We start from the raw sequence: 15,432 nt of genomic DNA, 5'->3' as shown, positions 1-15,432 counted from the left end.
AGGTACCTTTGAGGAGGTGGGAGATGTGTTTGATTGTGTGATTGTTGGAGGCGGTATAGCGGGGCTGCAGGCGGCGATTCAGCTTGGGAGATATAATCATGATGTTTTGGTGATTGATTCTGGAGATGGGCGTTCTGTGCTTTGTAATAGCTATCATAATATATTAGGATATCCCGATGGAGTGAGCGGGGAGTATCTCCGCAGTATTGGACGGGAGCACGCTGGAAAACTAGGAGTTCAATTTGTGCTTGAAAAAGTAGAGAAGGTAGAAAAAAGCGGCGATGGTTTTGCGGTAAGTGTTCATAACGGTGACATATTCGAAGGAAAGCGGCTTCTCTTTGCAACAGGTGTGATGGATAGGATACCAGAAATTCCTTCACTATACCCCTGCTTAGGGACTAGTGTGTATGTTTGTCCAGACTGTGATGGCTACGAAATTAAGGATAAAATGGCCATCGTTCTTGGTTCAGGAAATGTCGGTGCCAATATGGCCTTAACACTGTATTACTGGACGAAGGAGCTCGCTTTTGTCAATCATGAGAAGAAAAATGTGGATCCCGAGCTTCTTCACCAACTAAAAGAAAAAGGAATTCGTTATTACGAGGAACAGATTGCAGAAATAAGCGAAGATAACGGACAATTAAAAGGAGTCATTCTAAAAAACGGCACGGTGCTCGAAGCGAATCATGCCTTTGTCGCCTTTGGATCAAATGAAGTAAAATCACAGCTCGCTAAGCAACTGGGCGTCGAACTTCTTGAAAATAAACATATTGTTGTTGACCCGAGGTCGAAAAAAACGAATGTAGAAAATGTTTGGGCAGCGGGTGATGTCGTGGCGCATTCCGAGCAAGTTACGATTGCAATGGGTGACGGTTCACAAGCAGCGATTTGGATTCATAAATCATTATTAGAATGAAATAAAGGATGTTGAATATGAAGAGGGTTTGGTGGAAAGAAGCGGTTGCCTATCAAATATATCCCCGCAGTTTTCAAGATTCCAATGGCGATGGGATTGGTGATCTGAACGGAATCATTCAGCGATTGGACTACTTACAAGAGCTTGGAATTGATATTATCTGGATTTGTCCGATTTTTCAATCGCCGAATGATGACAATGGCTATGATATATCAGATTATAAAGACATTCTGAAAGATTTCGGAACGATGGAGGATTTTGATCAGCTTCTTAAGGAAGTTCATTCTCGCAGCATGAAGCTGATCCTCGATCTGGTACTGAATCATACGAGTGATGAACACCCTTGGTTCATTGAATCAAGGTCTTCCAAAACGAACCCAAAGCGCGATTGGTATATTTGGAGAGACGGAAAAGATGGCAGGGAACCGAATAACTGGGAAAGTATTTTTGGCGGATCAGCGTGGGAGTATGACCAGACTACGGAGCAGTATTATCTGCATATTTTTTCAAAAAAACAGCCTGATTTGAACTGGGAAAATAAAGAGGTCAGAGACGCCCTTTATGAAACCGTCAACTGGTGGATTGAAAAAGGAATTGATGGCTTTCGAATTGATGCCATCAGCCATATTAAAAAGCGGCCGGGGCTCCCGGATATGCCCAATCCAAAAGGAAAGAAATATGTTTCCTCCTTTGACATGCATATGAACCAAAAGGGAATTCACCCATTATTAAAAGAATTCAAAGATGAAACATATGGAAACTATGATGTCATGACAGTAGGGGAAGCAAACGGTGTAAGCATCGATGAAGCGCCGCTTTGGGTTGGGGAAAAAGAAGGCAAAATGGACATGATTTTTCAGTTCGAGCATCTGAGCCTTTGGGATGCCGAGGTCAGTCCCACACTCGATATTGTGAAATTGAAAAAAGTATTGTCGCGCTGGCAAAAGGGGCTTGAAAAGGACGGTTGGAACGCACTATTTATTGAAAATCACGATAAGCCCCGTGTTGTCTCGACATGGGGAAATGATCGGGAATACTGGCGCGAATGTGCGACAGCGATGGGAGCAATGTACTTTTTCATGCAAGGAACTCCTTATATTTACCAAGGACAGGAAATCGGCATGACCAATGTGCAATTCCCAAGCATCGAGGATTATGATGACATATCAACGAAAAATTTGTATAGAGCGAAAAAAGAAGAAGGCTTAGAACATCAAGAAATCATGAACATCATTTGGGCCTCTTCCCGAGATAACAGCCGTACCCCAATGCAATGGTGTGCAGAGGAAAATGCGGGGTTCACAACAGGAAAGCCTTGGATCAAGGTTAATCACAATTACAAGGACATCAACGTTGAACAACAGCACCAAGATGAGAATTCGGTCCTCTCTTTTTATAAAAAAATGATCGCTCTAAAGAAGAAGTATGATGTGTTTACGTATGGAGAATATAATCTGCTGCTCCCTCGGCACCCGCAAATCTTTGCGTATACCCGCACCTTGGGAAATGAAAAAGCAGTGATACTCACAAATCTTTCTACAAAACAAATTATTACTCAGGAAATAAACCTCAAACTTTCCTCCGAAAATCTACTGCTAAGTAATCTAAAGGTTACCCATCACGATAAGGGTTGCGAACTGCTTCTGAAGCCTTATGAGGCGCGTGTTTATGTGATTGAATCTTAAAAGGGTTCAATCTTTTTTATGGAGCAGAATATTCACTTTATATTTTTCGACTGCTATCATAAATATCATGAAAGGGGTCTTGAACGTGAAGGTTAGTAAAACAAATGCAATGAGAATATTAGATGCTAAAAAAATCCCGTATGAACTGACTACCTATGACGTCAAAGATGGAAAAATAGATGGCGTATCGGTGGCAGAAAAGGTTGGGAAGGACCCGAAACAGGTCTATAAAACACTTGTTACACAAGGAAACAGTAAAAATATCTACGTGTTTGTGATACCGGTTGAAGCTGAACTTGATTTAAAAGAAGGAGCCAAAGCGGCTGGTGAGAAGAAAATTGAAATGATTCCGGTGAAAGATATCCAAAAATGGACCGGTTATATTCGCGGCGGTTGTTCTCCTGTCGGGATGAAGAAGGCCTATCAGACCTTTATTGACAGCAGTGCAGAAGTGCTCGACTCAATTGTCGTGAGTGGCGGGAAAATAGGTGTTCAGATGGAACTAAAGCTTAAAGATCTTCAAGAAGCTACAGGTGCAGAGTTAGCGGCCGTTGTAAAAAAATAATTGTTAATACGCTGTGTAACCAACATATTCCAGAAATAGGCATTCACCTAACCAAACCTGTTTGCATAGGATTAGAAGGAAGGAAAATTCCGAATGAACGGGTGAAAAGGATGTGTTTATGTGGCTGGGATGATCAAACATTATTTTGCAGGCGGCAATACTTCAAAGGGATTTTTCAGCTTATATGATTCTTGCTTAGAAAACTTAAATAAGATCTTTATTCTCAAAGGCGGCCCAGGAACAGGAAAATCGACGTTAATAAAAGAGGTTGGAGAGTTCTGGGCGGAAAACGGAATGGACATTGAGTACATGCACTCCCCGTTTGACCCTGATAAACTTGAAGGGGTAAAAATTCTCGGCGGTTTAAATGTTGGGATTGTGAATGGCACTGCGCCAAATAATATTGAACCAAAAGCACCTGGTGCAATTGAACAGTACATTAATCTTGGAGAAGGATGGGATACAGGAAAGCTTATTCTTCAAAAGGATAAAATCATTCATTACAATGACATTATCTATCAATGGATGGAGAAGGCATATGGTAGATTTGCTGAAGCGCTAAAGGTTCATGATGATTGGGAAAAAATTTATATTGATAGCATGGATTTTGAAAAGGCAGATGCTTTGACGCAAAAGCTGATCAAAGAGTTTTATGGAAACATTTCTTTAAACAAAATGTCTGCTGTCAAACATCGTTTTTTAGGAGCTGCTACTCCAAAAGGTGCTGTTGATTTCGTCCCGAATCTGACGGAGGATATTTCGAAACGGTACTTTATCAAAGGCAGACCTGGGTCTGGAAAATCGACGATGTTGAAAAAAATAGCTCAGGCAGGAAGAACGCGTGGCTTTGATGTGGAAATTTATCATTGCGGATTTGATCCAGAGAGTGTTGATATGGTGATTGTCAGAGAATTGAGCATAGCCATCTTTGATAGCACAGCGCCGCATGAATATTTTCCATCAAGAGAAGGCGACGAGATTCTCGATCTATATGGAGATATCATTGAGGCGGGGACTGATGAGGTTTTTGCAGAAAAAATCGAAGAAGTATCGAAGCTATATAAAGGCTGTATGAAAACGGCAACCTCTTATCTTGCTGAAGCTAAAACGGCAAGAGACGAGTTAAACCAAGTCTATACAGACACAATGGATTTTGAAGTCGTCAATAAACTTAAAAGTCATATCATGACTGAAATACAGAGACTGAGAGATTAAGATGCTTAGGTTATCCTTTGGGGGATAACCTTTTTATGTTTTAAAAACTTTTTAGTTTATACTCTAAGCAATAAACACAAAATGAATAAGGGGAATAATGGGTTTTGATGTGGAGGGAGAGAAGAACATGGATGATTTAAACACGTTAATAACCTTGTTTACGAATAACCGCAATCCTGAAAATGCAGGTCCGATGCAGAAATATATGAGAGATCAATTTCCATTCTTAGGCATTAAAACTCCGAAAAGGAAGGAATTGTTGAAAGAGTTTTATGAGAATAGCGGAATATTAAAAAAGGAATTTCAACCTCATTTTGTGTTGTCTTTATGGCAGTTAGATGAACGGGAATATCAATACGCGGCATTGCATTATATTGAAAAATCGTTAAAAAAGCTTCAAAAGGAAGATCTTAATCTGATGGAGAAGTTAATAACAACAAAATCATGGTGGGATACGGTCGATGTGATCGCTCCTAAGCCTGTTGGGAAAATTGCAGCGGACAATCCTGAGATCATCCCAGAGGTCATTGAAGGATGGGCATATGGAAATCACCTGTGGCTGCGGCGGTCAGCCATTCTTTTTCAATTAAAATATAAGGCTCAAACAAATGAAGAGTTACTTTTTCGATACATAAAACAAAACGCTGAAGACAAAGAGTTTTTTATACAAAAAGCGATTGGCTGGGCATTAAGAGAGTATTCGAAAACGAATCCTAAGTCGGTCAAGGAATTCATAGAAAGCACTACTCTTTCCAATCTAAGTGTGCGTGAGGGCAGCAAATATATAAAGGACTAAGGGTGAAAACAATATGATAAAGTGTATAGCCATTGATATGGATGGGACGCTGTTAAGACGAACAAATGAAATTTCAGATGAAAATCGTGAGGCGATCAAAAAGGCACAAGAACAGGGTGTAGAAGTGGTTATTGCTACCGGCCGGTCATTTGCAGAAGCCATCTACTTATTGGAGGATGCTGGGGTGAAGTGTCCAGTTATATGTGTTAATGGTGCCGAAATTAGGTCGATACATCAGGAGATTATTAAAGTGAATCCTTTGGATAAAGAAAAGGCGCAAGCAGTCTATGAAGTACTGCATGAGCTGGACTTTTACACTGAGTTTTTCACAAACAAAGGGACGTTCACAGAGGATATTGAAAGAGGGGTGTCGATCTTTCAAGATGTTTTGAAGACCTTAGATTCACCTGCAGAAAGAGAAAAGATAAAAGCTCTATTGGATGAAAGGCTGCAATTTATAGTGGAAATCGACAGCTTGAGCTTCATTTTTGAGAAAAAAGAGTATCATTTTTACAAACTGCTGGCATTTTCCCGTGATTTTCAAAAGCTTGAGGGTGCTAGGAAAAGATTAAAGGAAATTGAGGGGATTGCTGTCAGTTCCTCCGGCAAAGAAAACATTGAAGTGAACGGCATGAATGCCCAGAAAGGACTGGCGTTGGAGGCCTTTGTGAAAGAAAAGGGGATTTCCCTTATGGAAACGATGGCAATTGGCGATAGTTATAATGATTTATCGATGTTTCAACGTGTAGGGAGGTCTGTGGCAATGGGCAATGCGGACGATAGGATAAAATCATCCTGTGATTTTGTCACATTAACCAATGATGAGAATGGCGTTGCCAAGGCAATTATGGATGCTATTCAATAGGGAGGAGTAGGATTTTGAAAAAGTGGATCTTGCTGTTTGTTTTGCTGTTGGCAGGTTGTTCTGCGGGCAATGAGGGGAATGTTAAAGACCAGGTGGAGGAGGGCCATGAAGTCATTGCTTCAGCTGAGGATTATGAAATACTTGCTGTAAATTTGAACATCCCGTGGTCGATTAATAAAGTTAATGATACTTTTTACATTAGTGAACGAACAGGAAGTATCATGAAAACTGATGGAGAAACTCAGGTAAGGCAGAAAGTTATATTAAAGAAATCCCTATCAACTGCAGCCGAGGCGGGGCTGCTAGGGTTTGTGCTAGCACCTGATTTTACAGAGTCTAAGAAGGCTTTTGCTTACTATACATATGAAGATGAAGGTCAACATAATCGGATTGTTGTGTTGAAGCTTGAAAATGATACTTGGCGGGAACAAGAACTGCTGCTTGATTCAATTCCAAGTGGTCAATACCACCACGGTGGCCGTTTGAAAATTGGACCGGACCAAAAGCTTTATGCTACAACGGGTGATGCTGCAACAGATCCGGAAATTGCGCAGGATGTCCAATCATTAGGAGGGAAGATCCTCAGGTTGAACTTAGATGGGTCCGTTCCTGAAGATAATCCTTTTCAAGATTCCTATGTATTCAGCTATGGACATCGAAATCCTCAAGGGCTGACGTGGGCGAACGATGGTACCTTGTATGCCAGCGAGCATGGTGCATCTGCACATGACGAAATTAATTTAATAAAAAGGGGCCAAAATTACGGCTGGCCCGCTATTCAAGGAAGTCAACAGCATGAGCTGATGGAAACACCGATCTTTCATTCTGGAGCGGATATGACCTGGGCACCTTCAGGAATGGCCTTTTATAACGGAAAGCTTTATGTGGCAACATTAAGAGGAAATGCTGTTCGGGAATTTGATTTGGACACTAGGGAAACGCGGGAAGTCGTATCAGGGTTAGGAAGAATTCGTGATGTCTTCATTGAAGACGGACAGCTCTACTTTGTCAGCAATAACACCGACGGCCGCGGGAATCCGGATAGGGAAGATGATAAGCTGTACAGGATTGAGCTCAAGGGCCTATGAAAGGTTGTATCGCGAATAAAATATCTTAAACGCTAATAAATCGTTGACGAACGCGAATAAAAATTTTTTTACGCGAATAAACCTTAGTTTTCGCGAAAAAGCGATGTACAAACGCGAATATCTCTAATGAATAAAAGAAAACCCCATCAAATTGCGATGGGGTTTCTACATGATTTCAATTTCCAATGAATTTACCTGTGAGACAAGAAGTTCTTCATATTGTTTTTGAGCTAAGTACATGATTTCTTGGTTATTTACATCAGGATTTTCTTCTTTAACTTGATTAATAAGATCGTTTTGAACTTTTTGAGACAGAACAATCAGTTCATATTGCTGCTTCTCCTTGTCCCAGAATTTATCTTCACCATATTCTGCAATCAGCTTTTGTGCTGATTCAAATTGTCCGTACTGTTCACGAACTTTATTGATTTCTGCCTCCACTTCTTCAGCAGTGGCAGTATGGCCCTTTTCCTCTCCAAGTAAAGCCATGGCACGGAGACGGATAATCTGGGTAAGCAGCTGATTTTGATCTTGTAGTGTTTCCTCTTGAGATTTCCAATAAGCTTCAGCTTCTTTTAATGCCTCGCCTTTAAGATTTTTCTGGTCTTTCTCACGGCCAATTGCGATATGGAGATCATTAATGAATTGGTAAAACTCAAGGTCATCATTTGTAATCCATTCACCATTCACCTTTGCAACACCATTTGCTTCAGATACCTCATATTGGATGACCTTTTCAATCTCTTTCCCATCCTGTTCAATTGTAAAAACAATTTCCCATTCACCTGACATGGGCAGACCGACATTGGCTGTGTAAATACCTTCTCCGGCATCTGTGAAAGTGACTTCATACGTACCATGATCCATATTGGTCATCGCAAACTCAGCATTAATATCTAGACCTTCGACAGGACCATCTGTATCTGTTGCTTTGATAGCAAAAGCCGATTCTTTATCTTGATTGAAGTAGATATCTTTTTCAACTTGTACCTCTAAATCACTGCCTGAACTGCAGCCTGCAAGCATGATTAGGAGAATTAAGCCTAGACTAATAAGAACTTTTTCCATTTTCATTCTCTCCTAGTTTTTGAGTTTGTAGAAAATCTTCAACTGTATATTTCGTGATTTTTCGTTCCTCTAGAAAGGCAACATGTGTGCAAAGTTGTTTTATTTCATCAAGATGATGAGAAGAGAGAAGGATCGTTTTGTTCTCTAACTTCTTAAGTGCATCAAGAATTTCCTTCCTCCCGATAGGATCAAGCCCGCTCGTTGGTTCGTCCAATACGAGGATAGTTGAATCCTGGTATAGTGTTACAGCTAGACCGAGTCTTTGCAGCATCCCTTTAGAGTAGCCGTTAATGGGATGATCGCGATCTTCCCAGAGGTTCACTGATTTTAGTATTCTTTCAATTCGTGTTTCGTCTAAATCCTTTGAAACGGCCTTCGCAAAGAAAACCATATTTTCCATCCCGGTTAAAAGCGGATAAAGTCTAAACTTCTCGGGGAGATAGGAAATTTCATTATTGGCTTTTTTTCGTTTAGAAGAAACGGATGCACCATTTATTTTGATATTGCCTTTTTTTACAGGAAGAATTCCGAGCAGGCTATTAATAAAGGTTGATTTACCAGCACCATTTCTGCCAACCAAAGCACAGATTTCATTTTTTTCGATCGTCAAATTTACATCATCTAATACAAGTTTTTTTCCGAAAGATTGATGGAGATTTTGAACTTCAATCATTCTGATACCTCCTTACGGTGAAAGGCAGCTGCTGCTCCAAAGGAAATGACGGCTAAGAGAACTAAGTTTCCGATTAAAAACAGAATTGGTTTCATCCACATAAAGTTTTGGAGCAGTTTGGACATATGGTCAAAGGAGAATACTCCCAGCGACGATTCAAGATACATTCTTGCACCCTGTAATGGGTTTAGGAAATAAATAAATGAAAATAGCTTTACATTCTCATACGTGATACCCGGTAAGATGGAGAGCAGAATGAAATCATGAATAAAGAAAAAGTAAAACCAAACTGCTACTGTAAATCCGACGATTTGCATTCTTGATGTACTAATGCTCCCAATTAAAATTCCCAGCTGTGTAAAAATTAAGATCATACAGATTAAGGAAAGCAAAAATGCCGCAAAACTTGCTCCGTCGGTTACAAAGAAAAATTTTACAAATAAAAAGTAAATTAAAAACCAGGCTATAATAGGACCTAAAATAACTGATTGAACAGATATACTTTTCTTAAATAAGAAGCTTTTAAAGTCATCGCTTCTAGTTAAAAGCATAATTAATGTTTTTTGCTCTTTTTCTTGAAAAAGGGCGAATGCTCCTAAAAATAAACATAGAATCGGAATAAAATAAACAAATGCATCAAACAAGTTTATCAGGAGAACATAAAAGCCTTGATCAATGGAAAGAGCTGTCGTACGGAAGAGCAGAGCTATTGAAACGATGACAATAATGGAAAATGATAGCCATAACCCTTTACCTTTTAAGTTTTCTTTCCATTCCTTCCAAATGTAATGCATAATGAATGTCTCCCTTTTTGTAAGATAACGGCGATGATAATAAGGCCAACGATCGTAAGCCAAATCCAATTGTAGTTAACTTGAGCATCATCCTTTACAAGAGGATGTTCATCTTCAAACATCGTTTTTTGATTATGGAAAAATTGATTCATTTTTTCATATACAGCGATTGCTGGGCTTTTTAAGAATAGGTAAGTCAATTCTTGATCTTCAATTAATTCATATAGTGAAGATTGATAGGAAATCTTTTCATCCCCGATGCCATCTTGATTAAGGTCAATGACAGGGAAGGAGGTTCCCCAATGGTTTCCCTGTTGATCTTTGCTCCATTGATTTCTGCTGCTACCACCCAGTGCAGCAACTGGTATCGTATTTTCATCAATTTCATTTAATGTAAAAACTTGATCATTCGAACTTGCCCAAATTTCAATCCCAATTTGGTTCTTGATAATGGAGTTTCCTTTAAATGAATTGTTTGTAGCTTGGTCGATATATAAACCGCGCTGGTTTAGAAAGAATGTATTATTTTCTACAAGCGTCTGATTAGAAGAGAGCAGCAGTAATCCAAATGACTTATGGCCATAGTTAAAGATAAATTCATTGTTGCTAAGCTTGTTGCCATTTGACTGCATGATCGCCGCGCCGCCTGTATTAAAGGTAAAAGTATTCCCGTTAAAATAGTTTTCATTTGAATACATAAAATGAAGGCCATAACGAGTTTCGCTGATCTCGTTCCCCAAGATCTCATTGCCATTTGCATAATCGAAGAACATTCCATCTCTTGTACTTCTGACTTTATTATTTTTCAATATATTATTGTTCGCATAATAGACATGTAATCCGTTTCCTTGGTTAGCAATTTGTCCTTTTCCAAGGCCGGTGATATCGCTGTTTTGGACGGTATTGTGATGGGCTTGGCTAAGATAAATACCGTGAAAAGAGTGTTTAATGGTTACACTGTCGATTAAATTATGATCAGTATGGATCTTGATTGCTGCATATTCTTCTGAACTGTTTCGGTTTAAACTGCTATTTGTAACGATTAAATTTCTTATTTTAACGTGGGGGGCCCGAACGGATATCACATTACCCGTTCGATCTCCTTGAATCACGGTGTTTTCTTTTCCGATAATCTCAATGGATTTATCAATGACGATATTTCCTTCATATGTCTTATTTTCAAGTTCTAACACTGCCCCCCCATCAAGTGAATCAATCATTGCCTGCAGATTCTCAGAAGCAATACTTTTATTTGGATTGAGGGCAGCGATCAATAACAACATGAAGAGAAAGAGCAAATGTTTTTTCATTGTTTTCGTTCCTTCCATAAAGGAATTAAAAGCAAAATAAATGCTGCAATGACAAAATAAGTTCCTGTGCCAAGAAGGCTGTATGTTGTAAAGTTTGCGATAATATTTTCTCCAATAATTGGTGGAACAAAGGGTTCCATATCAATAGGTGCCATCGGATCTAAGTTAGTGCCGAAGTAAGCAAGGGCATGTCTTAAATCCCAAACTCCTACTGCGCCTCCGATGATAAATAAACTAATAACAAAGTAGAGATAACTTTTCTTTCGGACAAATGCTCCAATTAGTACGATAGCCGCTAGTCCAATGATGAGATAATTTAAGTACTGCAGCTCTGGGAAGTTTTCCTCGCTAAAGGTTTGCATTCCGATATAATGATTCAAGGCATTAATTTGATCAAGTTCTCCTTCAAGCTTATCTGGGTAAACAATAATGTTGAGTCCTTCAGGATATTGAGGAGCGAAAAATTCCATTCTCCACCATGGGAAGAAAAGTGAAAATATAATAAGTAATGCGGATATCACAATCGCAATACTTGAAAAGATAGAAAGTCGTTTTCCATTCAATGTAAACATCTTCTTTCTTTTTTTATTAAAAGCAGGGAGGGCATCATTGTTGAATGATACCCTTTCCCTTATTTAATTATTGTTTTGGCTTAACTAAGAAGTATCCTGTCATTTCTTGGTGAAGTGCTGAACAGAAGTTTGTACAGTAAAGCGGGAAGGTACCGGCTTTATCAGCTGTAAATTCAATTGTGTTTGTTTGTCCTGGCTGCACTTCAATATTTAAGTCGTATTGGTTAATAGCAAATCCGTGAGTGATGTCTTGGTCAAAGTCGATGTTAGTCAAGTGCAAGAATACTTTATCACCTTCATTGACTTCGATTACATCTGGTCTTTCAGCCTTAGCATCAAAAATGAATTTTGAACGCATTGCAATTCCGTAAACATGAACTTCATTTCCGTTACGTTCGATTCTTGTTTGATCTTGGCTGTAAACAGCATAAGGATTGCTTTCGTCTTTGTCATAAATTGAAATAGTGTTAATCTTATCCGCTTTAATCATTTGTGCATAGTGTGGTTCTGGGTTAACAGGAGCAGATTGGATAACTTCCATTTTCTCACCTGTTAAATCAATTAACTGCATTGACTCTGGATGAGAAGGTCCTACAGATAAATAGCTGTCTTTTGCAATTTTGTTAAGTGCAATAATATATTTTCCGTCTGGTGCTACTGTATCTCCTTCAGCTGCAACTGAGTGTCCAGGAGAATATTGAACAGGAACACGATCTAATGTTTCACCAGTGCTTGGATCCCATTTTACGATTTCAGAAGAAATGAACATTGTAGTGTAAGCCATTCCTTTGTCATCAAATTGGGTGTGAAGTGGTCCAAGGGCATTTTCAGGGTTAACTTCTCTTTCCATTACAGATTCATAGTTAAGGATTGGAATCCCGTTGCGTTCGCCTTCAAATTCACCAGCTTCGATAGCTGCGAATGCTTTTTCAAATGAGAACACAGTCATTGCTGGAGCAAGCTTACCTGATGCAATAAAGTGTTCTCCATCTGGAGTTACGTCAACACCGTGTGGAGATTTTGCTACTGGTACTAAATAAATTCCGCCTTTATGCTTTTCAGGGAAGATCATTTTTTGTCCAGTGACTTCATCATAATCACCATCGGCAATTTTTTGCTCAAGTTCTTTCCAGTTGAAAAGAACAATATAATCACGGTCTGCTTGAGAAGCATTGATTTCTAAGTTAGTTGTTGCTTCTTCGGTATTGTAAGTTGTCATAACAGCCCAATCAGCAGACATCTTCTTACCTGCATCTGAAAGGTCATAAGACCATGGTGGTAATGCTACTTGGTAAGCAATATTTAACTTTTCATTTTCTTCGTCAAATGTAACAGCTGACATAACTCCACGATATGTTTCGCTATATTCATCTAAGGAAGCGTATTCACTGCCGATTGGTACAGCGAAGCGCGTCGGCAAGAACATGTACTCTGTATTTTCTGTAACAAAGGCAGCACAGTGAGGGCCGCTCGTATTAGGTACATCAATAATATCTCTTGTTGTAAATGTTTCTAAGTTCATAACTGCTGCACGGCTGTTACCTACGTCTGTTGCGAATAGGTATTTACCGTCATAGTCACCGTTTGTCTCTGAAAGGGCTGGGTGATGAAGATCTCCCCAGTTATACTTACCCATTAGTTCTTTTGTATGTTCATCAAATCCATATCCTGTTGCTGAATCTGGAGAGAAAACTGGAACAGTACGGATATGGCGCATCGATGGAACTCCGTAAATGAACATTTGTCCAGAGTGTCCGCCAGATGCCATCAAATAGTATTCGTCTTTTTCGCCAAAAGGTACATAGACCTTTTCAGCATTTGTTTTATTTGAATTTACTTCATTTGCTGCTTCACTTTTTGGACCTGGTGAAAAATCAGCAAAGAAGACGGTTGCTGCTAACACTCCAGCAGCCAAACCAGATACTGCAGGTACCCATTTTTTCATAAGTTAACACCATCCTTAGATAATTAAATTTATAGAGGACAGCTTGGAAGCTGGAAAGCTGTCTAGCTCCAACGCCTACCCCCTCGAGGTCACAAGCTGTTCCTCCCAGAAAGGAAAGAACGCCTTTCCGTGAGGATCGTCTTGTGCTTGTCGGGGGTGGACAAGGCGTTTCCGCATTTCTTATTCCGAAGCCTTTTTTAACTCGTCCACGATTTGAGTGATTTCGTCATCAGTCAGCGGGCTTCCGCTAATAACTGTTGACATAACAGCAGATGTTGGTTCCTTTAAGAATGCATCTAAAGGCTTGCCGTGTTTTCCTTCTACGTTATTGAAAGCTTGTGATAAATCTGGACCTGTTGCTCCGCCAGTGAGGTTTAACCCTTCGACAGAGTGGCAGCCGATACATCCTTTAGATTGAAGAATGCTTTCTTCACCAGATGCGGTAGCAGTTTCAGCTGCCTCTGCAGGTTGTTCTTCTTTATTTGTGTCAGCAGTTGTTTCGGTTGTTTGGTTACTAGTCGAAGCAACTTCAGTTTCGCTGCTATTGCCCGCCGCAATGACGTCAAATGCCAAGTAACCGATTCCAAGACCAATTACAGCACTAATAATGAATTGAATAATTGGCTTTTTCAAAACTGTTTTCCCTCCTAAATGGTTCACGTTTGTTAGTACATTTACATGCTAACTTTTAAAAGGGATTAACAGTGTGATCTTTTTCACAAAAAAAGAGGGTTATTTTGAAGGTTTTGTGAAGTCAGAGTTATTTAGGTCGCTTTTGAGCGAAGGAGTTGGCAGAAATGTGAGGTAAGTCACATTCTAAACGAAAGCGCTTCGATAAAATGAAGTTAGACATAAGTCTGTCAAAAACGGAGGTGGGGAATTGGGAATGGAAATGGCTGAATCAAATTTTGACGGTTCTCAAGCACATATTGAAGAGTTTTTGGGAAAGATTGAAGTTTTTCGGAATTTGCCTCGACAGTCGATTCAACTCATTGATAAACGGATCCGAAAAATGAGCTTTAGAAAAAGTGAAAAAATTATGTCTGAATTCGAAATGGCAAAAGGAGTATTCTTTGTTCACTCAGGAATTGTAAAGTTGACAAAACAGGATGAACATGGAAATGAGTTAATTGTATGCATTAAAAAGAAAGGCGAAATTTTTGCTGAGGCTTGTTTGTTTAATAATGGAGAAACCTATCCTGCAACAGGCACGATGATTAAGGAAGGGGAGGTCTACTTTTTAAACACAGCCGATCTTGAACAAGAGCTTTTGCTTTCTCCAGAATTAGCCGTGCAAATGATCCGCTATATGAGCGATTCTCTTAGAGATATGACTTCCATTATGAGAGATATTGCTTTATTAGATGTCTATACTAAGACGATGAAGACACTAGAAAGATTGGCAGAAAGGTTTGGGGCCAACCGCTGTAATCAAATGTTTATTGAACTCCCGCTCACTGTACAAGAATTTTCTACACTGGTTGGAACTTCGAGAGAAAGTGTCAGCAGGGTATTTTCAAAATTAAAAAAAGATGGTCTTATCGAGATCAAGGAAAAGCATATTATCATATTAGATTGGTGCCGATTTTGCGGCGTAACCCATAAAAAAATTTAGAACTCCTGAAATGGGGTTTCTTTTTAATGGTGCAAACAAGTGTATCGGGTGTTTAAAAAAATAAAGGGAAAAATTCCACTTATGTTGGGAAATACCCATATTTCCTAAATTATAAGGGGAGTTTTTCCCTTTATAAGAGCCAAATCTTTGTATTTTGCCTTAATGAGAGCGGATAAAGGGAAATTTTTCCGCTTATATCTGCTAATTCAGCCTCTCCTCTAATCATTAGCGGGAAATTCTCCGCCTATTTTTCTATAAAAATCACCGGACTTTTCGTAAGAGATTTAACCTTCTTTTTCACTTGCACTTCAAAAGTGAACCCAAG

General features: G+C 39.4%; 15 protein-coding genes. 8 read left to right on the top strand and 7 right to left on the bottom strand.

The genetic code is table 11. The features are described 5' to 3' along the window. Positions 1-25: 25 nt before the first annotated feature. The 7 genes from CZ487_RS25405 to CZ487_RS25375 all read left to right on the top strand — a co-directional run bounded on the left by CZ487_RS25405 (position 26) and on the right by CZ487_RS25375 (position 7,130). Positions 26-916: an NAD(P)/FAD-dependent oxidoreductase gene (locus CZ487_RS25405; protein WP_077215145.1), complete on the top strand. Its 891-nt coding sequence runs from the start codon at positions 26-28 to the stop codon at positions 914-916. 17 nt (positions 917-933) lie between these two features. Beyond that, positions 934-2,601: a glycoside hydrolase family 13 protein gene (locus CZ487_RS25400; protein ID WP_077215144.1), complete on the top strand. Its 1,668-nt coding sequence runs from the start codon at positions 934-936 to the stop codon at positions 2,599-2,601. An 85-nt stretch (positions 2,602-2,686) separates the two neighbouring features. Further along, entirely contained in the window at positions 2,687-3,166 is a 480-nt protein-coding gene (ybaK, locus tag CZ487_RS25395) for a Cys-tRNA(Pro) deacylase (RefSeq protein WP_077215143.1), read from the top strand. A 120-nt stretch (positions 3,167-3,286) separates the two neighbouring features. Further along, positions 3,287-4,381 (top strand): PRK06851 family protein, encoded by a 1,095-nt coding sequence (locus tag CZ487_RS25390; RefSeq protein WP_077215142.1) that lies wholly within the window; start codon positions 3,287-3,289, stop codon positions 4,379-4,381. A 127-nt stretch (positions 4,382-4,508) separates the two neighbouring features. Continuing rightward, complete coding sequence (locus CZ487_RS25385; protein WP_077215462.1) at positions 4,509-5,177, top strand: DNA alkylation repair protein; 669 nt, start codon at positions 4,509-4,511, stop codon at positions 5,175-5,177. A 13-nt stretch (positions 5,178-5,190) separates the two neighbouring features. Continuing rightward, a complete protein-coding gene (locus CZ487_RS25380; RefSeq protein ID WP_077215141.1) occupies positions 5,191-6,042 on the top strand; it encodes a Cof-type HAD-IIB family hydrolase in 852 nt (283 codons plus the stop codon). Positions 6,043-6,056: 14 nt separating this feature from the next. Next, complete coding sequence (locus CZ487_RS25375) at positions 6,057-7,130, top strand: PQQ-dependent sugar dehydrogenase (RefSeq protein ID WP_084783385.1); 1,074 nt, start codon at positions 6,057-6,059, stop codon at positions 7,128-7,130. A gap of 165 nt (positions 7,131-7,295) precedes the next feature. Here the strand turns inward: CZ487_RS25375 and CZ487_RS25370 are convergent, their stop codons facing one another. The 7 genes from CZ487_RS25370 to CZ487_RS25340 all read right to left on the bottom strand — a co-directional run bounded on the left by CZ487_RS25370 (position 7,296) and on the right by CZ487_RS25340 (position 14,125). Further along, a complete protein-coding gene (locus tag CZ487_RS25370) occupies positions 7,296-8,198 on the bottom strand; it encodes a FixH family protein (RefSeq protein ID WP_077215139.1) in 903 nt (300 codons plus the stop codon). Beyond that, positions 8,179-8,871, bottom strand: a complete 693-nt coding sequence (locus tag CZ487_RS25365; RefSeq protein ID WP_077215138.1) for an ABC transporter ATP-binding protein — start codon at positions 8,869-8,871, stop codon at positions 8,179-8,181. Before CZ487_RS25365 ends, CZ487_RS25370 begins: the two co-directional genes overlap by 20 nt. Further along, positions 8,868-9,665 (bottom strand): ABC transporter permease, encoded by a 798-nt coding sequence (locus CZ487_RS25360; RefSeq protein ID WP_077215137.1) that lies wholly within the window; start codon positions 9,663-9,665, stop codon positions 8,868-8,870. Before CZ487_RS25360 ends, CZ487_RS25365 begins: the two co-directional genes overlap by 4 nt. Continuing rightward, positions 9,629-10,975: a nitrous oxide reductase family maturation protein NosD gene (gene nosD, locus CZ487_RS25355; RefSeq protein ID WP_077215136.1), complete on the bottom strand. Its 1,347-nt coding sequence runs from the start codon at positions 10,973-10,975 to the stop codon at positions 9,629-9,631. The genes CZ487_RS25360 and nosD overlap by 37 nt, the downstream gene beginning before the upstream one ends. Next, positions 10,972-11,547, bottom strand: a complete 576-nt coding sequence (locus CZ487_RS25350) for a hypothetical protein (protein ID WP_077215135.1) — start codon at positions 11,545-11,547, stop codon at positions 10,972-10,974. Before CZ487_RS25350 ends, nosD begins: the two co-directional genes overlap by 4 nt. A 67-nt stretch (positions 11,548-11,614) precedes the next feature. Further along, positions 11,615-13,492, bottom strand: a complete 1,878-nt coding sequence (gene nosZ / locus CZ487_RS25345) for a Sec-dependent nitrous-oxide reductase (RefSeq protein WP_077215134.1) — start codon at positions 13,490-13,492, stop codon at positions 11,615-11,617. Between the two features lie 180 nt (positions 13,493-13,672). Continuing rightward, positions 13,673-14,125, bottom strand: a complete 453-nt coding sequence (locus CZ487_RS25340) for a cytochrome c family protein (protein WP_077215133.1) — start codon at positions 14,123-14,125, stop codon at positions 13,673-13,675. A 253-nt stretch (positions 14,126-14,378) separates the two neighbouring features. Between CZ487_RS25340 and CZ487_RS25335 the strand changes: the two genes are divergently transcribed. Beyond that, positions 14,379-15,107, top strand: a complete 729-nt coding sequence (locus CZ487_RS25335) for a Crp/Fnr family transcriptional regulator (RefSeq protein WP_237562982.1) — start codon at positions 14,379-14,381, stop codon at positions 15,105-15,107. Positions 15,108-15,432 lie beyond the last annotated feature (325 nt).

The sequence above is a fragment of the Robertmurraya dakarensis genome (assembly GCF_900156875.1).
Classification (GTDB): Bacteria; Bacillota; Bacilli; order Bacillales; family Cytobacillaceae; genus Robertmurraya; species Robertmurraya dakarensis.
Note: the sequence above shows the minus strand (reverse complement) of the source record. Positions and strands in the feature narration are given on the sequence as shown.